The 22,378-nt window shown below is 43.5% G+C and carries 16 protein-coding genes; 8 read left to right on the forward strand and 8 right to left on the reverse strand.

Annotated elements, in window-relative coordinates:
- Positions 1 to 465 precede the first annotated feature (465 nt).
- A complete protein-coding gene (locus tag MSP8886_RS04380) occupies positions 466 to 1,581 on the forward strand; it encodes a porin (protein ID WP_067013154.1) in 1,116 nt (371 codons plus the stop codon).
- Between the two features lie 322 nt (positions 1,582 to 1,903).
- Here MSP8886_RS04380 and MSP8886_RS04385 read toward each other — a convergent pair whose 3' ends face one another.
- Entirely contained in the window at positions 1,904 to 2,344 is a 441-nt protein-coding gene (locus tag MSP8886_RS04385; RefSeq protein ID WP_067013157.1) for a DoxX family protein, read from the reverse strand.
- 335 nt (positions 2,345 to 2,679) lie between these two features.
- Between MSP8886_RS04385 and MSP8886_RS04390 the strand changes: the two genes are divergently transcribed.
- The gene (locus MSP8886_RS04390) at positions 2,680 to 2,961 is read left to right on the forward strand and encodes a chorismate mutase (protein ID WP_067013159.1); all 282 of its coding nucleotides are present in this window, start codon (positions 2,680 to 2,682) and stop codon (positions 2,959 to 2,961) included.
- Between the two features lie 51 nt (positions 2,962 to 3,012).
- On the opposite strand, the gene MSP8886_RS04395 is transcribed toward MSP8886_RS04390, so the two are convergent.
- Entirely contained in the window at positions 3,013 to 4,005 is a 993-nt protein-coding gene (locus tag MSP8886_RS04395; protein WP_067013161.1) for an NADP-dependent oxidoreductase, read from the reverse strand.
- 292 nt (positions 4,006 to 4,297) lie between these two features.
- Positions 4,298 to 6,745 (reverse strand): bifunctional acetate--CoA ligase family protein/GNAT family N-acetyltransferase, encoded by a 2,448-nt coding sequence (locus MSP8886_RS04400; RefSeq protein ID WP_067013163.1) that lies wholly within the window; start codon positions 6,743 to 6,745, stop codon positions 4,298 to 4,300.
- 274 nt (positions 6,746 to 7,019) lie between these two features.
- On the opposite strand from MSP8886_RS04400, the gene MSP8886_RS04405 reads away from it, so the two are divergent.
- Positions 7,020 to 7,943: a histone deacetylase family protein gene (locus tag MSP8886_RS04405; protein WP_067013165.1), complete on the forward strand. Its 924-nt coding sequence runs from the start codon at positions 7,020 to 7,022 to the stop codon at positions 7,941 to 7,943.
- Between the two features lie 27 nt (positions 7,944 to 7,970).
- Here the strand turns inward: MSP8886_RS04405 and MSP8886_RS04410 are convergent, their stop codons facing one another.
- Complete coding sequence (locus tag MSP8886_RS04410) at positions 7,971 to 8,723, reverse strand: TSUP family transporter (RefSeq protein ID WP_067013167.1); 753 nt, start codon at positions 8,721 to 8,723, stop codon at positions 7,971 to 7,973.
- A gap of 152 nt (positions 8,724 to 8,875) precedes the next feature.
- Between MSP8886_RS04410 and MSP8886_RS04415 the strand changes: the two genes are divergently transcribed.
- Positions 8,876 to 10,363 carry an aminotransferase-like domain-containing protein gene (locus MSP8886_RS04415; RefSeq protein ID WP_067013169.1) on the forward strand — a complete coding sequence of 496 codons (1,488 nt, stop codon included), beginning with the start codon at positions 8,876 to 8,878 and terminating at the stop codon, positions 10,361 to 10,363.
- Positions 10,364 to 10,369: 6 nt separating this feature from the next.
- Here MSP8886_RS04415 and MSP8886_RS04420 read toward each other — a convergent pair whose 3' ends face one another.
- Positions 10,370 to 11,413, reverse strand: coding sequence for an alpha/beta hydrolase family protein (locus MSP8886_RS04420; protein WP_083200821.1), 1,044 nt, complete (start codon positions 11,411 to 11,413; stop codon positions 10,370 to 10,372).
- 90 nt (positions 11,414 to 11,503) lie between these two features.
- A complete protein-coding gene (locus tag MSP8886_RS04425; RefSeq protein WP_067013172.1) occupies positions 11,504 to 12,925 on the reverse strand; it encodes an aminotransferase-like domain-containing protein in 1,422 nt (473 codons plus the stop codon).
- Between the two features lie 126 nt (positions 12,926 to 13,051).
- Here MSP8886_RS04425 and MSP8886_RS04430 point away from each other — a divergent pair, with 126 nt between their 5' ends.
- The 4 genes from MSP8886_RS04430 (at position 13,052) to MSP8886_RS04450 (ending at position 19,101) form a co-directional block, all read left to right on the forward strand.
- Positions 13,052 to 13,939: an EamA family transporter gene (locus MSP8886_RS04430; RefSeq protein WP_067013174.1), complete on the forward strand. Its 888-nt coding sequence runs from the start codon at positions 13,052 to 13,054 to the stop codon at positions 13,937 to 13,939.
- A gap of 317 nt (positions 13,940 to 14,256) precedes the next feature.
- A complete protein-coding gene (gene epmA, locus MSP8886_RS04440; protein WP_067013177.1) occupies positions 14,257 to 15,267 on the forward strand; it encodes an EF-P lysine aminoacylase EpmA in 1,011 nt (336 codons plus the stop codon).
- 136 nt (positions 15,268 to 15,403) lie between these two features.
- Positions 15,404 to 17,689 (forward strand): ATP-binding protein, encoded by a 2,286-nt coding sequence (locus MSP8886_RS04445; protein WP_245659029.1) that lies wholly within the window; start codon positions 15,404 to 15,406, stop codon positions 17,687 to 17,689.
- A gap of 56 nt (positions 17,690 to 17,745) precedes the next feature.
- Positions 17,746 to 19,101 (forward strand): sigma-54-dependent transcriptional regulator, encoded by a 1,356-nt coding sequence (locus MSP8886_RS04450; protein WP_067013183.1) that lies wholly within the window; start codon positions 17,746 to 17,748, stop codon positions 19,099 to 19,101.
- Between the two features lie 12 nt (positions 19,102 to 19,113).
- Here the strand turns inward: MSP8886_RS04450 and MSP8886_RS04455 are convergent, their stop codons facing one another.
- Complete coding sequence (locus MSP8886_RS04455; protein ID WP_067013185.1) at positions 19,114 to 20,334, reverse strand: MFS transporter; 1,221 nt, start codon at positions 20,332 to 20,334, stop codon at positions 19,114 to 19,116.
- 72 nt (positions 20,335 to 20,406) lie between these two features.
- A complete protein-coding gene (locus tag MSP8886_RS04460) occupies positions 20,407 to 22,359 on the reverse strand; it encodes a tripartite tricarboxylate transporter permease (protein ID WP_067013187.1) in 1,953 nt (650 codons plus the stop codon).
- Between the last annotated feature and the right edge of the window lie 19 nt (positions 22,360 to 22,378).

The raw sequence follows: 22,378 nt of genomic DNA on the forward strand, positions 1-22,378 counted from the left end.
ATTGAGAGAGGTCGACACGACGGATCTTGACGAAGAGAAAAAGCCCTTGGCATGTCAATGCCAAGGGCTTTTTTGTTGCAATAATACAATAATGTGATTTTACTTTCTTGACCGAATCTTTTGTAACGGATATGTAACAGCTATCATTTAGGAGAAGCTATTGATGTAAAACTATTAAAAATTTCAAGAAAAGTGAATTTTCATTTTTATTTCTTGTGAATTCACAAGCAAAAAAAAATCAAGTTAAACAAGCATATATATTTTTCTCTAATAACGTATTGTATTTATTGTATTTTTATAAAAAATAGTATGGTTTTGTTGTTTTTTTAGGCAGCTTTTGGATGTTTTTTTAAGTGCTTTTTGTTTACTTTTATCTTCCTTTGTTAAGTGCATAAATTGTTCAAATAGAGGTTTATAGTGTTGTCCTTCATTGAAAGCTTTGTGTTCGTACTAAGGAAGAAAATCATGAAAAAAACAATTTTAGCGTTGGCAATAACATCCGCTACTTTGGCGACGGCTGCGCACGCGGCAACTGTCTATAAGGCTGATGGTTCTAAACTAGATGTTTATGGTCGAGTCGAAGCTGACATGACCCACGCGGGTAATGGTACGGCTGGAAATGCAACAGATGCGAATGCGCAAGGTAATTTAACAACCAAAGCTCGTATCGGTATTAAAGGCGAAACCAATGTAACTGATAGCTTTGGTATTTTTGCCAAAGGCGAGTGGCAGGTAGCGGGCCAAAACAGTGATGGCAATAAATTCTCTACTCGTAAAGCTTATTTCGGCCTTGACTTCAAGAAAAACGGTACGGTAACCATTGGTCAGCAAAATACAGTGGTTTACACCAGCCTTGTTCAAACTGTCGATATTTTCGATCAATGGGGTATGGAAGCGCAAGACGGTATTTACGGTGAGAACCGTCAAGCCAGCCAAGTGGTTTATGCGAACTCTTTTGGTAACCTAGACGTACAAGCGGGTTTCCAATTCCGTAATAACGATGGTAAAGACATTGGCAGTATCAACAAAGGTACTGAGCAAGACAATGCTTATTCCGCTGCTGCTGTTTATCATACCGACATGGGCTTAAATCTTCGTGCGGCTTTTGCCCGTCAAAACTTTGGCTCTGCGAACAGTGGTACTACCTTCGCACTTGATCCAACTACAGGTAAGATTAAGGCAACTAATAATAGGACAGGAAATTCTGATGGTAAAATCAATACTTACGGTGTAGGTGCGGATTATACCTTGAATAACTTGTACTTAGCGTTTGTCTACCTAGGCTCTAAAACCGATAACGGTGCAGCAACGAACAGTGACACTAAGCTTAACTCATACGATTTCGTGGGCGCTTACACAATCGACCAATACCGTCTATACACTGGTTACGGTTTCCAAAAGAAAGATCAGGACGGAAAAGCTTCGCTTGATACCGTTAAATCTTACAAGCTAGGTGTTGAGTACAACTTTACTTCTAATGCACTTGCTTGGGTGGAATACCGTCATAACAACGGTGAATCTGATGTGAAAAATGGCTACGCAAGCAACGAAGTGGCTTTGAGTGGTCAGTATAACTTCTAATATCTGTATTTGCTTGAGTTGATTTTACAATCCCTTATAGATGATGCTTAAAGCAAGAGACGAGATGATATTCATCTCGTCTTTTTTTTGTTTTAGATTTTTGCTTGTTTGGTGTTTATTTATTGGAGAGTGCCTTGTCACAGATGGGGCGGAAATACCGGACAACAGGTAGGTGAAGTGAAACAGCAAAGTCTTGAGTGGGAATACTGCGAAGGTTAATTTGCTTGTAAAATGTCTATTATTTGTAGGTAATGTCTAAAACCAAAAAGACGAGATGAATATCATCTCGTCTTTTTGGTTTTAGACTTCTGGCTGTTTGGTTCTATTTATTAGAGAGAGCTTTGTCTACAGATAGAGGACCAGCACCACTGATAAATAAAGAGACGCAGATTACAATAAGCGTCAGTGCGTATTCATAGCCACCGTTTTGGATGAACAAGCCGTGAGAAATATGCACAGTGAAGATGGCTACCAGCATGGTAAAAGCGATAAAGACGGTAGCAGGACGTACCAGCAATCCAATCAGCAGTGCTAAGCCACCGAAGAACTCAGCACTACCTGCTAATGCCGCCATTAACTCACCTGGATGTAGGCCGAGAGAGCTCATATATTGGCCTGTTCCCGCCAAACCATAGCCACCAAACATGCCGAACAGTTTTTGTGAACCATGTCCCATTAATATTAAGCCAACTGGAATACGAAGAATCGTACTGGAAAGTCCTGCTGTTGTCGTTGTGATTTTAGATAGTAGAGTTGAAGACATAAAAAATAATCCTTATTGTGTTTTGAATTAATGCGACTATACCCAGATGAAGCGCATTTAAATAACGGAGATTTTTAATCAAGTAGATCAAAAAAATTGAACATTATGGTTCAAGTGTTCCTACCTCATCCATAAGTAGCTATCTAGAGACGATAAAAAAGTCAAAAAGTTCCGTGGTTTTTAGGATAAATTTTAATAGGGTACAGAGAATGGCCACTACACAATGACTTTGATTGTGATGTGTAAAGGTAGTCCAAAATAATTGAATGTCGGTACAATAGTATTTGTTTTGCTTATAAGCTGTTGTTGGTTAAATCTTTAGGAGAGTAACGACGATGAATTTAGAGTCTATGCGTCACAGTATTGATAACATTGATAATGCGTTAGTGGCTATGCTGGCTGAGCGCTTTAAAATTACTGATGCGGTGGGCCATTATAAGGCCAAGAATCGGTTACCAGCAAAGGATGAGGCTCGTGAAGCTCAGCAGTATGAACGCATTGCTGAGCTAGCAGAGCAGTACGCGCTAGATCCCAACTTTGCTAAGCAATTTTTGGAAGTGATTATGAAACAGTCCGTAGAGAATCACTTAAAAATCGCGGAGCAATATAAAAAGTAAGGGGAAAAAGAGAGCCTGTTTGTCGGCTCCCTTCATTGCGCTTTTACTTATCTAAAGTTTAACGATTAATTTACCTTTATTCTGACCGTTGAACAGTAGATTGATGCCACTTGTTGCACTTTCTAGCCCTTCTAGGATATGGCTACGATATTTCAGCTCGCCTTTTGCCAGCATTTCTCCCAATGCCTGACTGTATTCAGGAATGCGGTGAAAATGATCTGGCATGGTGAAACCTTGAATGGTCAGGCGGCGCTTGATAATCCCCATCCAATTTGGGCCTGGTGCCGGATTATTGCTTTGATAATCGGCAATCATTCCACATACAGCAATACGACCATGGGCATTCATATGGTTGAAGATTGGCTCTTGTGCCACTCCCCCCGTATTTTCAAAGAATAGATCAATTCCTTTAGGAGCGGCTGCCTCTAGCTTTTCGGCAAAATCAGCATCGTGATAGTTCAAGCTATGATCAAAGCCTAACTCATTCACAATCCACTGACATTTTTCTTCGCTACCAGCCACACCTATCACAGTGAGACCTTTATTTTTGGCCATTTGTCCTACCAACGAACCGACAGACCCCGCCGCTGCAGTCACGATGAGGGTTTGACCTGATGTTGGTTTGAGCACTTCGAACAGCCCGTGGTAGGCGGTAATCCCCGGCAGGGCGACTACGCTTAATACTGCCTCAGCAGGTAACTCTTTGGGAATAATATTTAATCCTTGGCCGTCGCTAAGGGCGTATTCTGTTAGCCCCATCAAGCCCATCACACGAGAGCCTACAGGCAGCTTTTCGTTGTATGATTCGACCACTTCACCAATGCCGCTGGCACGCATCACATCCCCTAGTTTAACAGGGGGGATATAGCTTTTTTCATCGGCACTCATCCAGCCTCGCATGGCTGGATCGAGAGAAAGGTGAGTTAATTTAACCACCACTTCGCCGTTACCTGCTTTTGGTATCTCTTGGGTGGTTAATTCAAATACATCATCGCTAATGGTGGTTTCTGGACGTTTGATTAATTTTATTGAGCGATAGGTCATACTGAGTTCCTTGTAAATTGGGACGATGGAGCAAATGGACTTGATGTTAGTCAATTGAGTTCACCGTTCGTTTAAGTCGTGGAGAGACTTTTGCACGACGACTGCGCTTGCCAATACTTTGTTAAAAACAGACTCAAGATGCTCATTTATAGCGATAAACTCCGCTTTCTCGTCTGTTTTTGCCGCGTCTTGGCGTCGCTCGTGACATCGTGCAAAGGTCTCATGGAATACATGGTATGGCCTTTTATGTGAATAAAAAGCCTTGATGAGTGAATGAATTAAGGAGACAGTCTTAGGCGTTTTTTACTGAATGTTTAAATTTTTCGATGGTATTTGGCGTCAGACTGAGTTCGGCAATCATTTGTCCAAAATCATCGGGGTCGCGCTTAATGGTAAAGCCAAGGTGCTTACAAAATGTCAGCATACGTTTGTTTTCAGCTAGCACAATGCCTTTCATAAGATGAATGTCTTTGTCAGCGGCGACTAAGATAAGTTGTTTCATTAAGTAAGAGGCGAGGCCCAGCCCTTGATAATCGTCGCCGAGCACGACGGCAAACTCACAACTGTGATCGTCAAAATTATCAATATAGCGGGACGTGCCGATCAATGTGTCTTGACCATTGATAGTATGCACCGCCATAAAGGCCATTTCTCTGTCATAATCAATATGTGACATGCTCGCAAGCATTCTGGGAGTGAGCTCTTCTATATTTGAGATAAAACGCAGGTAACGGGTTTGTTTCGACATGCTCTTCACAAATTGAGCAATCATTGGCGCATCTTCGGGACGCACGGGCCGTACGGTGACATTGAAATTATTTCGCAAAGTCAGCTGTTGTACCCATTGGCGAGGGTAGGGTTGGATCGCAAGATGTTCATAGCGGCGTAGATGATGACAAGAGGTGAGTGTGGCAAAGGCTTCCCCATTGAGTTGGCCGTGTTTATTGACGTATAGCTTGCTGAGTTGCAGTGTCTGACATTCTGGTAATTCGCAGGCTAAACTGGAAACATTTAATAAGAAGCGTTCAATGTGTGGATGGATTTGTTTCTTGTTGTCTGAGGTGAAAGAGTGTTGTGATGGTAATGGGAGTAGTTGCGTTAGTAAGTCTCGTACTAATAGCGTATTGAGAGGCGGTAAGCCAACCACTTCACTTTTTTGCGGGGCGCCTTGTTCAGATCCGCCAAGTGCCACACCTATGGCCGTGCCAAAAATAGGGTCTTGGAAAATACGCACATGCAAAGCAGCATGAATGATGCTGTCGTTGCGTGAAAAAGAGACCATTTCTAGATGGAAGAGAGACAGAACCGCTTTTAACTCATCCCCTTCCAGTCGTGTTTTGTTGGCGGCCACATAATCTTGTAGCCGTTGTCTGGCTTGTTCGACATTGAATGTCTCATCCGCAGCATTACTGTCTGGGGATTGTTTGGCAAGGCGTTGATTACGTTGGAATTGTTCTAGAAATTGGAAGCCCTCGAGTGCCGTTTCGGGAGTCCGAAAAGTGGGGATGCCCGCTTCGTTGATACGAGTGCGCATGGTGACCATTTCGCCGCCACCCAGTAAGCATACCATCACTAATTTTTTCTGTTGTCGATGTAGCTCAATCACTTGCTCGTAGAACGAAGAGAGATCGATTAGGGCGGTGGGGCTGAGCATGAGCAACACAGCGCAACATTGTTCATCCTCCAGTGCGGTACGTGCCATATCAACAAAAACATCGCTGGCGCAACTGGCCCAAACCGTACTGACGGGGCCGACATGACCACGACCAGAAACAATGTTTTCGAGTTTGTGTCGTAGGTTTTCTTGGGGGGCTAACAGGGCAACATTCAGCTCCGATGCCCGTTGTGATGCCAGTTCACCTGGTCCTGCACCATTACCTATAATCATCAACGAGCCTTCTTTGATGCGTCGAGCATTGGTCATGACAGAGGCGGCACCGATTAGGTCATTCAGCCGACGACCACGAACTGCGCCGGTACGGTTAAGCGCCGCATCTAAAACTCGAGGATCGGCACCAAGGTTATGTTCGGTAACAACGGCGACGGGTTTACTACGACTGGCTGCTCGTAAACTGCTAAGAAAGCGAGTAGGTTTCCCGACGCTTTGTAGATACATCAAGATGGCTTGGCTTTCAAAGTCGTTGGACAGGTAATCGAGGATTTGTGATGGCATGACGTCAACAGGAGCCCCCATGGAAACCACTTGAGAAAAGCCAATGCCTTGCCAGGTCGACCAATCTACCAAGGCGCTTGCGACCGTACCAGATTGGGACATTAGGGCCAGCCGACCTGGAATGGGTTGAGTTAAGCCAAGCCAGGCAAATAAGCCTTGTTTAGGGCGACAGATTCCAAAGCTGTTAGGGCCTAATAGCCGTACCTTATGCTGACGCAAACAATCTCGTAACACGGTGTCACTCGTTCCTGTCCAAGACAGCATTAATAGGGTGTGAATGCCCATTTTGGCACAAGCGGCAACGATGTCTTCGATAGACTCGTTTGTGGTGCCAGCATGAATGGCAAGATCATAGGGTTTATTCAGCTCATTCAATGTGAGCTTCTGCTCAAACAGCTTCCCTTCAGGGACGTCGGGAGCGACGCCAACCAAGCAAATTTCTGGGCGTTTACTGGTAGAGGCTAAGGCTTTTAGTAGGGCTAATAAAATCGGGTCGTGTGGATCTTCCCCTGTCAACACGACCGCAGAACGAGGGGCAAGAAGTGATTGTAGGGCGTGATGTGGCAAGGGAACCTCCAAATTAGCTTTATTTAGCAACCGTAAAGCCTGATAGTGTAGGTGGCGTTATTGTAACGGTCTCATTATAAACTTTATGACACAATAGACTTTTGTAGCATAGTCTATTGACTATGAATTATGCTTTGATCTATGCAGTGCTTTGATCAATATAGCGTTTTGATCTGACGCATTGCTACAGCCACTTAAAAAATAATAAAAAGTGAACGTTGCCCTCGATGATATGATTATCGTTGTACAGTGCTCTCTAAAATATGGAAGAGATATGACCACCGCTTACCTGACTCACTATCATTGTGATAAACACCATATGGGTGATGAGCACCCAGAATCACCGATGCGTTTAGCTGCGATTCAAGATCGCCTGATTGCTGGGCAATTACTGGATTTTTTGCGGTGGATTGAGGCAAAGCCAGCTACGCTCGAACAGATCATCGCCGCCCATGATATGGACTATGTAAATGCGATTTTTGCCAAAGCACCGAAAGAAGGCTCTGTGGAATTAGAGCCAGAAACCTTGATGATGCCCCATACTCTGGAAGCGGCAACGCATGCCGCTGGGGCCTTGGTTCAAGCGGTGGACTTGGTGATGGGGGGCGAAATGAACAATGCGTTTTGTTCCGTTCGACCACCAGGGCATCATGCTGAACATGATCGCGCCATGGGTTTTTGCTTTTTCAATAACATTGCAGTTGGGGCAAAACATGCCTTGGACAAACATGCCTTAAGTCGTGTTGCCATTGTCGACTTTGATGTTCACCATGGTAATGGTACAGAACAGATTTTTTCGGGTGATGATCGAGTGCTTTATGCCTCGAGCTATCAGCATCCGTTTTATCCTTACAGCGACCCAGGGGATTCTCACGATAATATTCTGCATATGCCGCTAGAGGCGGGTTCAACAGGAGAGGTGTTCCGTCAAATGTATACCGAGCAACTCTTTCCGGCATTAGAAGTGTTTCAACCAGAACTCATTATGATCTCGGCAGGGTTTGATGCGCATAAAGCGGATCCGATGGGGCAGCTTCGCTTGGATGACAGTGATTATACTTGGGTGACGGACCAGCTTATGGCGGTAGCTGACCGCCATTGCCAAGGACGTATCGTTTCGGTTCTTGAGGGGGGTTATAACTTAGACTCACTGGGCCGTGCAGCTTATTGCCATATTCGCCGTTTAATGGGGATGTAGCGCTTGGCATCGACCATGATTCCATCATTAACTGAAGAACAGCATTTTAATGGAAACCGCCATTGTCATAATGACCATGGCGATTTTAATCAGCGTTTTACCGTTATTGATAACAAGTTTGGCACCTACCATACCGCCGATTACCTGACCGAGAAACATGGCAATACCTATTTCCCAAATGATCGAACCAGACATGATAAAGTAAATCAGAGCGGCTAAGTTGCTGCAGAAGTTTAAAAGTTTTGCATAGGCAGTGGCTTTGACCAAGTTATAACCAAGCAGTAAGGTAAAAGAAATAGCGAAAAAGGCGCCCGTACCCGGGCCAAAGAAGCCATCGTAAAAACCAATGACGGAGGCGACAAACACACTATAAACGAGTCCTGTAATAAGCTGCTTTCTATCCAGAGTGCCAAGGTTAGGCGAGAACAAAAAGTACAAGGAAAAACCGATCAATAAAAAGGGAATAAAAACCGCTAGAAAGCTGCTGTCAATTTTTGTAAGTAATATACTACCCAAAAAAGAGCCAATAAAGCTGGTGGCGATCATCAGCTTAGCGCTTTTCAAATTGATGTGCCCCATGCGAATAAAATGAAGGGTAGATGCCATAGAGCCCCCCACGCCGCCCACTTTATTAGAGGCAATTGCTTGAGCGGGGGGAACCCCACAAAGTAATAAGGTTGGAATGGTAATTAGCCCGCCCCCGCCAGCAATAGCATCAATGCAACCTGCAATCATGGCTACGAAAAAAAACAGTGTAAGTAGTTCGATGGAAAAGGTCATTCCTTGGTCCTATGATTAATGGTCTGAATGATGAAATGCTTGTTTTAACACTAGGTTTTTCTGTTTCTTAATTTACTCTATTGAGCGCGAATTGTTATATACAGACACTTTCTATCTGTTGTATAACAGATGGAAAGTAGAGGAAAAAACGTATGGTGGACGAAGCATTATATCAACGAATTGCAACGCATATTAGAACCGATATTCAGCAAGGTCGGTTAACTGAAGCGATGAAATTACCCTCGGTTAGGCGAATCGCAAGCTTGCATAATGTTAGCCATTTAACGGCTTTAAATGCTTTGCGTTTATTAGAAAATGAAGGCGTCGTTGAAGCAAAACCTCGTTCGGGGTTTTTCGTCAAAGTACGTCATCCCTTATCTAATAATCTCTTCCCGTCATTGGCTAAACAAAAGTCCACCATTAACTCGCCAGTGCCTAGTTTAGATACAAGAAGCCGACATCTTTCGCTAATTGGTCGTAACCAGATTACCAGTTTGGGATTAGCAGATGGGCACCTAGAACTTTATCCGGTGAAACGGTTTAGCCAAATTATGCGCCAGTTAATCTATAAGAATCCTAGTTTATTAGGTTCTCATTTGGGTGGACATGGATTGCCTGCGTTGATTCAACAGATTGTACGTCGTGCCATGGACTATGGCTGCTCTCTTGTGGAGGACGAAATTCTGGTGACCAATGGCGGGTTGGAATCCCTATCGCTCGCCTTGAAAGCGTCTACGTCGCCTGGTGACAAGGTCTTAATTCAATCGCCTACCTACTTTTTGTTGCTGCAATTACTCAAAGATTTAGGGTTAGAAGTCATTGAAATTGCAAGCTCCAATATGACGTTAAATACGCTTCAACTAGAGGAGACGATTGATCGTCATAAAATCAAAGTCATGGTCTATACCGCTAATTTTAATAATCCTGATGGTTGTTTATTGTCTGATAGTGACAAACAAGCGTTAGTCAATTTGATGGTAGAAAAGCAAGTCACCATTATTGAAGATGATGTCTATGGTGATATCTATTTTGGCAATACTCGGCCAAGACCATTACGGGCATTTAACGATCAGGTGATTTTGTGCAGTAGCTTTACTAAGACGCTATCTCCAGGACTGCGAATCGGCTGGCTAGCTTGCGCGGGTTGGCAAGATGCGGTTTATAATTTGAAACGCACCTCTTCAAAAGTCACCGCCGAATTCCCGCAAGCCGCCATCGCTGAGTTTATAAAAAATGGTGGCTATGATGTGCACATGAGAAAGTTACGTGCTCTTTTAAAAGGTTATTGTCAGGTTATGAGGGAAGAAATCCTCAAGGCATTTCCAGTGGGTACACAAGTATCACAACCACAAGGTGGTTATGTCTTATGGGTCACATTAAAAGAGGGAAGCCCATCTACTAGAGTGTTATTCGAAAAAGCGTATGCTGAGCGGATTAGCATTGTGCCTGGCTATCTTTTTTCTTTGGTTGACATAGACAGTGCCAAAATAGGCACTGTCATTGAAAGAAGCAATGATCTAAGCTTTCGAATCAACTATGGCTATGGTTTAACGCCAGACAACAAAGAAGCCATTCATACCTTGGCATCTTGGGTCAAGGAAGGTTCGATACCGCAAAACGGTTGCGAAGCCATTTACTAGCGTTAATTAGTTTGCTTGTTGGTGCGTCACTTTGTTTATCCACATTCCAATGGTATCCAAAGCGCGTGGTGCATAAGCATCACGCCCCATTAAAATAAACAGCCCTTTGCGCCAGAGAGGCCATTCTGAGGGCAGTTGATAATTAAACCACTGCGCTTTTAATAAACCATGGGTGGCATGTTTGATAATTGCGGTGACTTGTTCTTGATCCGGATGAAGTTTTTGCTTGTAGATTGCCTGATTATAAAGTGGATCGACATTTTTATCGTCTGCTCCCCAAAGTGCTAAGACAGGTCCTTGCATCGAACCAAGATAAGGGCTGGCATCACTATTGTAATTGCGGACGACAAAATCAAAGCGATCCGGGTTCATTTTAGGGCGCATGCCAGGGGTGGCAGTATTGGGGTTGCCAAATGTCTCATCGTTGTTTTTTAGGTTCGCCGCCACTTTTTGAGAGACTTGCTCGGGGCTGAGGCCTTGATCCTCTAACTGACGCTTAGTGTAATAGGCTCCTTGGTGGCGCCAACTGACGGCTCCGCCTACGATGACAGTAAAAGCAGGCTTTATTTCGTTATCAGTAATCGGCAAGACCCAGCCCGCCTGCGAAAACCCCAAAAAGCCAATCGGACTATTTTTTAAGGCGGGCAGAGAATGTATCTTGTTGTATGCTGCTCTTACTTCATCACTTCGATCAGACATAGATTGTTGAAGCCAAGCACCAGTACTTTGGCCTACTCCAGGTTTGTCCCAACTAAACACGCCAATCCCATCCTTTAATAAACTGTTCACTAAAGGCAAATAGTTGGAGTTCTCAAAACGTGTCTGTGCACCATCGCCATGGACGATTAGAGCAATAGGAGGAGCGGTGACATTTTTAGGCAGGACTAAAGAGCCTTGCAAGGTATTATTGCTGGAAGCAAATGAGATCTTTGTGACGTTTGCGTCGCTTAAATCAAAATCTTTTAGTCCAGAAAACTGCAAAATCGCTACGCCGATAATTGCAATCAAGACGATAAGAGCAATAAAGCTTTTTGTTTTACGTTTCACCATTATGAGCTTCCAATTCAAAAAGACTAGTGCTCACTATAGATAATATTGTCAATAGATCAAAGAGATGGATGTAAATTCTATACAGATTGTTTATTGACGGCTCTTGTGATCATTGATGAGTTCACATAATCGGCTCAATTGCTGAAGGGCGGTATTGTCTGCTTCCTTTTTGCCCAGTGACCAACCACAGTTAATACGAAAGCAATCGTGGTAGGCATCGTGGGTGCTAAAACAGGCACCGCTACGAATATCAATATGCAATGTCTGGGCTTCTTGTTCCAGTTTTTGAGTATTTACATTAGGAATTTTGACCCATAAAACGAGGCCTCCATCGGGTAGGCTAACCAATGAGTCGGCAGGCAAATGCTCAATCAAATATTGTCGATAAGCATGAACTTGATGATGCAATGTGAGACGAATTTTATTCACATGCGAACGGTATTCACCGGTTGACATAAATTCTGCAAGACAGGCTTGCATTAAGCTATTTACCCCAAAGCAAGTATGTGACGAGTGTTGTAGATATCGAGTGAGGTAGCGCCCAGGTAAGCTCCAGCCAAGTCTTAATCCTGCGGCTAATGTTTTTGAGACCGAGCCACACCAAACCACATAACCTTCTTTGTCCCAATACTTAGCGGGCAGTGGAAGGTGTTTTTGATGAGATAGTTCAAAATACACATCGTCTTCTATCATGGGAATCTGGTACTTAGTCGCGAGTGTCACTAAAGCTTGTTTTTGTTCGACAGGTAAGCTCTGACCTGTTGGGTTTATATGGGTGGTGCTAAATAGCGAGGCTTGAACCTCCCCCTGTTTCATTACCTTCTCGAGCAATGCTAAATCCATCCCTTGGCTAGTATAGGGAATTTCAATAATGTTTCTGGATAACGCCGCTAATAAATCAAGCAAACCACTAAAACATGGAGAGCTGATAGCAATGGTATCCCCAGTTTTGGTGAGACTTTCAATAGCAATGCGAATGCTATCAATACAACCGTGAGTAATCACACAATCATTTGGTGAAAAAGGGAAGTGATCTTGAAGGAAATGCTGAGCAAGGGCATGTCGTAATCGGCTATCGCCTTGTTTTTCAGGGTATTGAAAGAGGCGGCTTTCTGACCGTCTGGTGACTCGTTTGATACAGCGTTGTAATTCGGCGAGAGGTTGTAACTCAGATGAAACCCGACAAGTACCAAGGGGGTTAAAAAAAGCAACCGTTGGGCTGTAGCCTTTGTCAGGCGCGAATTGCTTTGGGTCACGACGTTGTTTGTCAATCAGATTAGGGGCAGGAAAAGCGACATCCTGCCATTGACTGGCGACAAAATATCCCGATTGAGGTTGAGAAAAAATGTAGCCTGCTTGTTGCAAATACTCATAGGTTTTTGTCGCTGTGGTCATACTGATTTGGTGCTGTTTGGCCAAGACACGAAGGGCAGGCAAACGGCTCCCTATGGGAAGCTTTTGCGAGCGAATGTCGGCAATAAATTGTTGAGCCAGTGTTTCGTAGAGTGTCATGGTCGAGAATACCGATTAGCAAGCTGTCTTAAGATTGTACTCTTATTTTTATTAAAAATTGAATCTGTTCTCTTCCCTTTCTTTCTCCAATACTGATTCCCATTATTTGGTGAACCGGAGAGAAGAATGAAATTAAAAAATGTATTTTTATTGGTCGCTTTGATGGCACTGTGGGGATTCAATTTCAGTGTGATTAAGCTGGGTACCAACGAGATTGACCCATTGGTACTCACGGCACTGCGTTTCACTTTTGCGGTTTTCCCCGTGATTTTCTTTATCAAGCGGCCTGAGGTGAAATGGCGCTATTTGTTTGGCTATGGGGTGAGCTTTGGTGTTGGTGTTTGGGGCATGACCACTCTCTCCATTTATGCAGGTTTGTCGGTAGGAATGGCATCATTGTTGTTGGATATGAGTGTGGTGAGCAGTTTGCTGGTGGGCTGGTTGTGTTTGAATGAAACGATTACACGCCATAAGCTATGTGGAGCAGGCTTAGCACTGTTTGGGTTACTCTTGATTATGCTTTCTAAAGGGGGATCAGTGACGGTGCAAGGCGTTATTCTTGTTCTCGTGGCATCCGTCTTTTGGAGTGTCAATGGCTTGATTGTGAAACGTGCCAATACTCAATCGGTTTTTGCTTTTAATGTTTGGGCCATGATGTTTGCGCCACTGCCTTTATTGGTATTAGCGATGTTGAGCCATGGTGTGCAAGCCGTCACGCTTTTACCTGAACGGTTCAATGGATGGGCCCTGTTTTCTATTGTATTTCAAGCCTATCCAACGACCTTACTAGGGTATTGGTTTTGGAATAAAATGATGATGACCTATTCTATGTCGAGCGTGGCTCCGATGACCTTGCTTGTACCTGTATTTGGTATATTAGGTGGCTATTGGTTTTACGGTGAGGTGGTGTCCTTCAATGAAGTGATGGCAGCTGGCTTCATATTATTAGGTCTCTTTATCGGACAGATGAAAGCTAAACCCTCGCTCAATGTCAATTTGGCTGATGGCGTTTAGGCTTTGGCTAGCCCAAAAAATAGCCATATTTTGGCACTTCTGCCTTTGATTTTACTATTAGGGTTACAAAGTGCCATAGTGGTTTTTGGTTACGCATTGCTGTTCTCTAATCCTAAAATTCGTGGTACTTATTTCAAATTGAAACGCCTGTTTGATGGTGTATTTACTGTCTTTTTGGGATGGAGGGGTTGAAACTTTTATGGAACCCATTAAGTGATTAGTTGTATCGGCGAGTATGGTGATGTGGAGGAGGTTATATCCGCGTTATTTCTTTGTTAGGTTTGTTATGATGTCTTTTATTTTTCTGAGTATTTGTTATGTATGATTCTGCCCTTTGGCAGCCCAGTGCTAACCTTGAAACATTAAGAAAGCGCGCCCGCTTATTGCAATGTATTCGTACCTTTTTTGAAGCACGAGAAGTGATGGAGGTGGACACTCAGAGTTTGTCCCTTGCCAGCATGACCGACCCTCATATTGAAGTGTTGACCTGTGAGGCTAGAACGCAAGGACAAAATCTGGTCTATTATTTACAAACGTCTCCTGAGTTTGCTATGAAGCGTTTGTTATGTGCGGGTTCTGGTTCGATTTACCAGCTTGGCAAAGTGTTTCGCGCTGAAGAAATAGGCCGTCGTCATAGCATTGAATTTACTATGTTGGAATGGTATCGAGTGGGCTTGGATCATTGGCAACTAATGGATGAAATCCAAGCGTTATTAAAGACCATCATCAAGGTGGTTGGTTTACCAGAAGAGGCCCAATTGAAAGGCGAGGTGCTTGACTGTGAACGCCTGAGTTATCAAGCGGCTTTCTTGCGTCACACGGGGCTTGATCCATTGTCGTGTGAATTAAGCGCATTACAGGAGTATGCCCATCAACAGACCGAATACGGCTTGCAAGAAACGGATCGAGATACCTTGCTGGAGTTAGTGTTTGCGTCTGTGGTGGAACCTGCTATCGGGAAACATCAGCCATGTTTTATTCACAGTTATCCAGCAAGTCAGGCCGCATTGGCGACCACACATCTGAATGAGCAAGGGCAAGAAGTTGCTGCGCGCTTTGAACTCTATTGGCAAGGTATGGAGTTGGCGAATGGTTATCATGAATTGACGGACCCAAAGGAGCAGGCCAAACGGTTTGCTGAAGATAAACAGGCACGCAAACACATGGGATTAGCTGATCGGCAGTTTGATGAACGCTTGATTTCGGCATTGGAGGCTGGTATGCCTGAGTGTGCCGGTGTCGCCTTAGGAGTAGACCGTTTGCTTATGCTGCTGACGGGACAGCAACACATTGAACAGGTTATTCCTTTTGCTCATCGCCGTGCTTGAAAATAGGAGGGGATGAGGGACTTAACGAGCGTATGGGCTTACTTGAGTGCTAAATGGCGAGCGTTTATTGCTATTTGGCGGATAGATTAGGCATTAATACTGAATTGATATCAAATAAGAAGAATAGGACATCTGTTTGAAAGATCGTCATCTAATGTTTCGTACGCGTCTCAAAAATGGTCTTTTTGGCGGCGCGCCAAAGCGGCTTATTTGGCTGTATTTATTGGCTTTATTGCTTGTTGTGTGGGCGATCTTAAAAGGCGGCGATGCACTTCGTCATCAGCAAATCAAAACACTACGTTATGAGGTATCCGATCAGTTAAATCAGCTGGCCAGTGTATTAGAAAATGCGATTGTAAAGTATCAACACATGCCAACGTTGCTGGCGTCTAATGATAGGGTCAAACAGGCGTTACTTCATGAAACCGATAAGGATATTGAGCAGCTTAATCGAGAGCTCAAGCAAATCAATCTCATCACGGAGGCCTCAGACAGCTATATTATTAACACTCATGGCTTGACCATTGCGGCTTCTAACTATCAAAAGAAAACCAGTTTTGTTGGCAAAAACTTTGCGTTTAGGCCTTATTTTAAAGAGGCCATGTCTGGCAAGGCGGGGCGTTATTATGCGCTTGGTACCACATCGAATCGTCGTGGTTATTACTTTTCTTATCCTGTCTACAGTGGTGACAAGATTATTGGTGTAGCAGTCGTTAAAGTGGATCTAACACAGTTTGAAAAACGCTTTAATAATCAAAGTTATGAATTTTTGCTAATCGACCCCGATGGGATCGTCTTTAGTAGTTCCCATCCTGATTGGTTGTATCATTTACTTGGGGAGTTATCTCACCAAGAACTACAGCGTATCGCCGAGAGCCAGCGCTATAAAGATAAAGACATTAAAAAGCTTGCCATTGCTTACAGTAAACCCTTCGATAGTAAATCTACCATTGTTGATGTGTTAGAAGAAATGACGTTACCGAATGGTAAGGTGCAGCTAGAGCGACATGCTTATTTACAGATGAGTCGTCCGATTCGGTTATTGAATTTTCGCGTTGCGATTTTTGCGCCGCTAAAAACCATTAATGAAGACATCGCTCTATGGCGAGCTATTTTTGTCGGTGGAGTGATTATTACGGCTTTGCTATTTGGCTTAGCTATGCTGCGCACTCGTATGCTGCGAGAACGTTCCGATGCCAATGAAATGGCCCGCCATAATCAAGCTTATATCCGTGAAGTTATTCAGAATACACAAGCAGGCTTAGTGACTCTAGATGACAGTTATCAAATAGAGTCCTTTAACCCTGCTATTGAGAGATTGCTAGGACAATCATTGGCTCCACTAGTAGGTCAGCCGCTTAGTGTCTTATTTCAGCCTATCGACAATCAGCAAGATTATGAGCAAAACACAGAAAGCGTTGAATCTATGGGGGTTAAGGTACTCACGCAAGAGGGAACTTTGTGTTATTTAGAAAACGATAAGACGGTGTTGCAGAGTATTCCTGTAGAGATGACTTTATGTGAAATGCAACTCCCTAACCGTCGTAGTTTTTTGGTGACTTTCCACGACATGACAGAACGTAAGCGTTATGAACAAGAAATCACTCATGCGAGAAATGCCTTGGAAGCTCGGGTGAAGGAGAGAACATCAGAGCTGGAAGAGGCAAACAGCCGCCTTCGCCATGAAATCGAAGAGCATGAAGGCACGCAGCGGGAGCTGATTCAGACGGCGAAATTGGCAGTGCTGGGGCAATTAAGTGCGGGACTCAATCATGAGCTGAATCAGCCATTAACGGCCATTCGAGCGTTTGCAGAAAACGGTTTGACTTTTTTAGAGCGTAATAAATACCCCCAAGCGAAAGCCAACTTGGAGCAAATCAGCCAGCTGGGTCGTCATATGGGAGATATCATCGCCCGCTTTAAAGTATTCGCGCGAAAGGGAGACATACAACAAGGGCCGATTCCTGTTCATGAGGCGATGCTCGCTGCAGTGCGTATTATGGAATCACGGTATAAAGGTGCAGACATTGCCATTGAGTTACCCGAAGACAAAGGCTTAATGGTCGTGGGTGATACCGTCTTTTTAGAGCAAGTGTTGGTTAACTTACTGGCGAATGCTGCTGATTCCATTCAGGAATCCGCCAGTGTTGATAAACAGGTTTGTGTTGTCATACAAGAAAGCGCTGATAAGGTGCTGATCGCCATCCAAGATACTGGTAAAGGGCTTAGTGAAGACGCACAAAAGCATTTGTTTGAACCATTTTTTACTTCTAAGGCATCAGGGGTGGGGTTGGGGCTTGGTTTGTCCATTAGCCAGCGTATAGTTGAGGCAATGAATGGGCAAATTCAAGCCCAGAACTTGGACTCTGGAGGGGCTGAGTTTTGTGTTACGCTAACACGTTTTCAGTCGACGCTGAGTTAGGGGTCATGACCTCAACAATGAATAAATAGCAAAAATAAAATAACAAAGGAAACGCAATGACAGATGGCAATCAAGTGATATTGATCGACGATGAAAAATCCGTTCGCATGGCTATTTCGCAAACATTAGAGTTGGAAGACTTTGAAGTTAATGCGTTTGCCAGTGCGCAAGGGGTACTTGATCAGCTGTCAATTGACTGGCCTGGTATTATTGTAAGCGATATTAACTTACCGGGAATGAGTGGTTTAGAACTGTTTGAAGCCGTTAAAAAGATTGATAAAGAGATTCCTTTTATTCTTATAACAGGCCATGGCGATATTAGTATGGCCGTTAATGCAATCCGTGATGGTGCTTATGATTTTATCGCAAAACCCTTCTCCAATACGGATTTTTTAGAGGTGGTTCATCGTGCCACCGAAAAGCGCCGTTTAACCATCGAAAACCGCCAATTACGCTTAGAGTTAGTCGCTCAAAATGCACCCGGTCCGCGTATTGTTGGCAATACTCCAGGCATTCATCGTTTACGTCAGGTCTTACTCCAAGTCGCCGATACGGGGGCTGATATCTTGATTCAAGGCGAAACAGGGACTGGGAAAGAGCTGGTGGCGCGTTTTATTCACGAGCACAGTTTGCGTCGCGGTAAAGCCTTTGTGGCAATTAACTGTGGGGCAGTGCCAGATTCAATTATGGAATCCGAATTATTTGGCCATGAAAAGGGCGCGTTCACCGATGCGAAAACTCAGCGTATAGGTAAGCTGGAACATGCCAATGGCGGCACCTTGTTTTTAGACGAAATTGAAAGCATGCCCATGTCTATGCAGATTCGTTTATTACGAGTTTTGGAAGAGCGCCGTTTAGAGCGTTTGGGATCCAACACAGGGATTGACTTGGACTTACGTATTTTAGCGGCCACCAAAGTAGACTTAAAACACTTAAGTGAAAGTGGTACCTTCCGAGAAGATTTATACTACCGACTTAATGTTGTCCGTGTGGATATTCCTCCACTGCGTGATCGAAAGGATGATATTCCTTTGCTTTGGCAGCATTTTTCATTGGTGGCTATTGCTCAATATAAGCGAGAGTCTGAACCGCTATCCGCAGCGCGGATGCACAGCCTGTTAAGTTATGATTGGCCTGGCAATGTACGGGAACTTCGTAACCTTGCAGAACGCTATGTCTTGATGGGGGAAGCGGGGTCTTTTGAGTTTGATCAGATCATTATTAATGAAAATAATCCTGGGGTGATGACGTTACCGGAGCAAATGGAGCGTTTTGAAAAAACGCTCCTAGAACAAGAGCTACTACGCCAGAAAGGGTCTATCAAGGACACCATGGATGCCCTTGGTTTACCCCGTAAAACACTCTACGACAAAATGCGCAAATACGGCCTAGATAAAGATATTTATAAGTAATAGGCCAATACGTTAAGAAGCAGCAGCGGCTTCTGCCTGTTCCGATGGAATGTGTCTTAGGTAGCCAGCAATGATTATCGCGACTAAAAGCAGTGCTGCGACAAAGATAACAAGGCCTTTCCAACCTAAATCTGAGTAAATATAGCCATTGATATAACCCACAATAGAGCCACCAATATAATAGAAAAATAGATAAATCGAGGTCGCTTGGCCTCTATCTTTTTCTGCATGCTTGTTTACCCATCTTAAGCTAATAGAATGACACCCAAAGAAGCAGCAGGTAAAGATGATAACGCCTGCTAAAACGGTGTATATACTGTTTGATAGTGATAATACAATACCAACAATCATTGTAATGAATAGGCCAATATAAACAGGGCAGCTACCTAATTTATTGGACAGTCTTCCCGCTTGTGGGGCGCTTATAACACTTAAGGCAAAACAGATAGAGATAAGGCCTGCGTCAGAACGAGATAAATTTAGTGGCGATTGAGTAACATGGAAGGTTAAAAAACTATAAAGTGATGTAAAGACCCCAAAGATAATAAAGCCAATAAAATAGACAGGTAGGATTTTTTTATTCCTTAAATGAAAGCCCATGCCGCTCACAATATTTTTTAATTTTAGGTTGTGTGTCGGGTTAAAGTTTTTAGAAGAAGGAAGTAAAAATAGCACTAAGCATGAAATAGCAAATAGCAGTGATGCAAAACCTAAGAAAATATTGTGAAGTTGTGTGTGTGCAATCATTTGGCTGGCAAATACCCTGCCAGACATTCCACCCATTGAGTTACCAAAGACAAAATAGCCTGTGACAATACTGGCCACAGCAGAGGGAACCTCTTCACTAATATAAGCTGTTGCCGCAGCGGCAATACCGCTTAACGTTAGTCCAAGCAATCCCATCATGGCAACAAGAAGATCCCAAGAGTGGATCATAGAGCATAGACAGGTGATAACCGCACCGGAAAAGAGTGCCGTGACAATGAGTCTTTTTCTTCCAAAGCGATCTGACAAGCTTCCGGTGACTAATAGACCTATTGCCAGCATAGCCGTTTCAACCGATAGAATCTCACTAATATGGTCAGTAGGAATGTGATACAGCTTTGATAGTGTCGGCAGAAGAGGTTGAATAAAAAATAAAGAGGCTAACTCCGATAAGCCTGATAGTGCCAATGCTATAGTGATTATAATATAGGACTTTTTGAAAGGTGTATTACTGGATGTATCAGACATATCTGTAACCTTTTATTATTCTGGTGTTAATAAAAAAGGTGAGGAGGCGGGGGGCAACCTCACCAATGTGTTTTAAAATATTTTATCGACTGGCGTTAAAATATAGGGATCTAAAAAACCTTCTGGATAGTCGATGTGCATGATATGACGCATAACTAATAAGAAAATTACTAAGCAAAAAGCGATAATAAACGACTTAGTCCATGATGCTTTTGCCAAATAAGACAAAAATAGCAATGAGAAAACAAACGTAGTGGAGATAAAACCTAAATAGTAGTACCCACACGCAATGACAAAGAAACCAACAATATAGCAAGCCTCTAGCCTAATATTGGTGACCACTTTGCGATGTTTTACTTTATAGCGTTGTATCAGCAATGCTATGCAAGAGAACAGCACGATTGCAATAGCAATCAGAGGAAATGCCTTAGTTAACGTGGACATGTCCCATATGTTAAATAAAGCATATGTGCCTGCACCAGTAATTAGCAGAATCAGTACCAGATCGGTAATAGAGGTGATTGGCAACTCTTTTTCTGTGACTTGACCCTCGTCTTTTTGTGCTTTTCTTCTGCTTTTAAGAATAGGAGGAAGAACAAAGCCCAGTATGATCAACAAAGCAATGATAATTACGCCAGGACGTTCAAACCAAGAGTAACCATAGAACTGAATGCTTTGGAAAAAGTAATTCTCCGCACCAGATGACAATACAAAGCCAATTAAAAATGCTGGACGTGGCCATCCCGCATCCTTCATCAAGACACCTATAGTCGCAATGACGCCAAGGACGATGAAGTCGCCTAGACTGCGAGTTGCTTGATAAGCAGCAAACAGAATAAGTGTTAAAATGATGGGAGCAAGTATTGAGAATTTAACGTAAGTCAGCAGTGAAATTGGACGTGTAAAACAAATACAAAAAATTGCGCCCAAAATGTTCGCTAAAGCTAAAGACCAAATGATGGTGTAGGTTAGGTCTAGATGAGTGGTAATCATAGAGACGCCTGGCTGTAAACCAAGCAATAACATACCACCTAGAAATACCGCCGCCGAACCCGAGCCAGGTATACCAAATAATAGCGTTGGAATCATACTACCAGAAGCACAGGCATTATTGGCTGATTCAGGTGCGATCACCCCTTTGATCTCACCTTTACCAAATTGCGAGCTGTCTTTGCTTGAATTCATGGCAAAGCTGTAAGTCATCCAATCGACAACTGAGCCGCCTAAGCCTGGAATAGCCCCAACAAGACTGCCAAAAATAGACGATTTGCCTACAAGAGGAAGATTTTGAAAAACGTCTTTTATCCCTTGCTTTAGGCCATGTCCCAATTTATTGGGAGTGGACGCAATCGCTTTATTTTGAACAAGTAGGCTAATGATTTCTGGTAAGGCAAAAATACCTAAACCGACGACGACCAAAGGAATACCATCGTAAAGATAGTCGATGCCAAGCGTAAATCTAAAATCGCCTGTAGCGGGGGCTGAACCAACAGAACCAACCAATAAACCTAGTCCACAAGCCGCCAACCCTTTAAAAATGTTGCCGCCAGATAATGCAGCCACCACACTTAAACCCAATAAGGTCAGCATAAATAATTCGGCAGATGAAAAAGACAGTACAATCGGTCGTGCGACTAGAATGAACACACTAAGAACGATAGCACCTACTACACCGCCTATCATCGAACACATAAAAGCAGCGGATAACGCTCGCGCTGCTTGTCCCTTTTTCGCAAGAGGGAAGCCATCCATGACCGTTGCTTGGGAAGAACTCGATCCAGGAATTCCCATTAAAACGGAGGTGAACGTATCACCGGTAGGTATCACTGCAACCAGTCCCATTAGCATCCCTAAGCCAACAGATGGTTCCATTCCGTATATGAATGGCAACAGTAAGGACATACCAGCAATACCACCGAGTCCTGGAATAATACCTACCACAAGACCAACTAAGACCCCACCTAATAAATAGATAAAGTGCGTAAACGATAAAATTTGGTCTAAGGCACTAAGAAGCACGGCCATGAATAACTCCTAATGACAG

The organism is Marinomonas spartinae, from assembly GCF_900089775.1.
GTDB classification, from domain to species: domain Bacteria; phylum Pseudomonadota; class Gammaproteobacteria; order Pseudomonadales; family Marinomonadaceae; genus Marinomonas; species Marinomonas spartinae.

Excerpts from the sequence above, each read along its gene's own strand:
- MSP8886_RS04380 (WP_067013154.1), top strand. The coding sequence starts at position 466 with ATGAAAAAAACAATTTTAGCGTTGGCAATAACATCCGCTACTTTGGCG.
- MSP8886_RS04385 (WP_067013157.1), bottom strand. The coding sequence starts at position 2,344 with ATGTCTTCAACTCTACTATCTAAAATCACAACGACAACAGCAGGACTT.
- MSP8886_RS04390 (WP_067013159.1), top strand. The coding sequence starts at position 2,680 with ATGAATTTAGAGTCTATGCGTCACAGTATTGATAACATTGATAATGCG.
- MSP8886_RS04395 (WP_067013161.1), bottom strand. The coding sequence starts at position 4,005 with ATGACCTATCGCTCAATAAAATTAATCAAACGTCCAGAAACCACCATT.
- MSP8886_RS04405 (WP_067013165.1), top strand. The coding sequence starts at position 7,020 with ATGACCACCGCTTACCTGACTCACTATCATTGTGATAAACACCATATG.
- MSP8886_RS04410 (WP_067013167.1), bottom strand. The coding sequence starts at position 8,723 with ATGACCTTTTCCATCGAACTACTTACACTGTTTTTTTTCGTAGCCATG.
- MSP8886_RS04415 (WP_067013169.1), top strand. The coding sequence starts at position 8,876 with ATGGTGGACGAAGCATTATATCAACGAATTGCAACGCATATTAGAACC.
- MSP8886_RS04420 (WP_083200821.1), bottom strand. The coding sequence starts at position 11,413 with ATGGTGAAACGTAAAACAAAAAGCTTTATTGCTCTTATCGTCTTGATT.
- MSP8886_RS04425 (WP_067013172.1), bottom strand. The coding sequence starts at position 12,925 with ATGACACTCTACGAAACACTGGCTCAACAATTTATTGCCGACATTCGC.
- MSP8886_RS04430 (WP_067013174.1), top strand. The coding sequence starts at position 13,052 with ATGAAATTAAAAAATGTATTTTTATTGGTCGCTTTGATGGCACTGTGG.
- epmA (WP_067013177.1), top strand. The coding sequence starts at position 14,257 with ATGTATGATTCTGCCCTTTGGCAGCCCAGTGCTAACCTTGAAACATTA.
- MSP8886_RS04450 (WP_067013183.1), top strand. The coding sequence starts at position 17,746 with ATGACAGATGGCAATCAAGTGATATTGATCGACGATGAAAAATCCGTT.
- MSP8886_RS04455 (WP_067013185.1), bottom strand. The coding sequence starts at position 20,334 with ATGTCTGATACATCCAGTAATACACCTTTCAAAAAGTCCTATATTATA.
- MSP8886_RS04460 (WP_067013187.1), bottom strand. The coding sequence starts at position 22,359 with ATGGCCGTGCTTCTTAGTGCCTTAGACCAAATTTTATCGTTTACGCAC.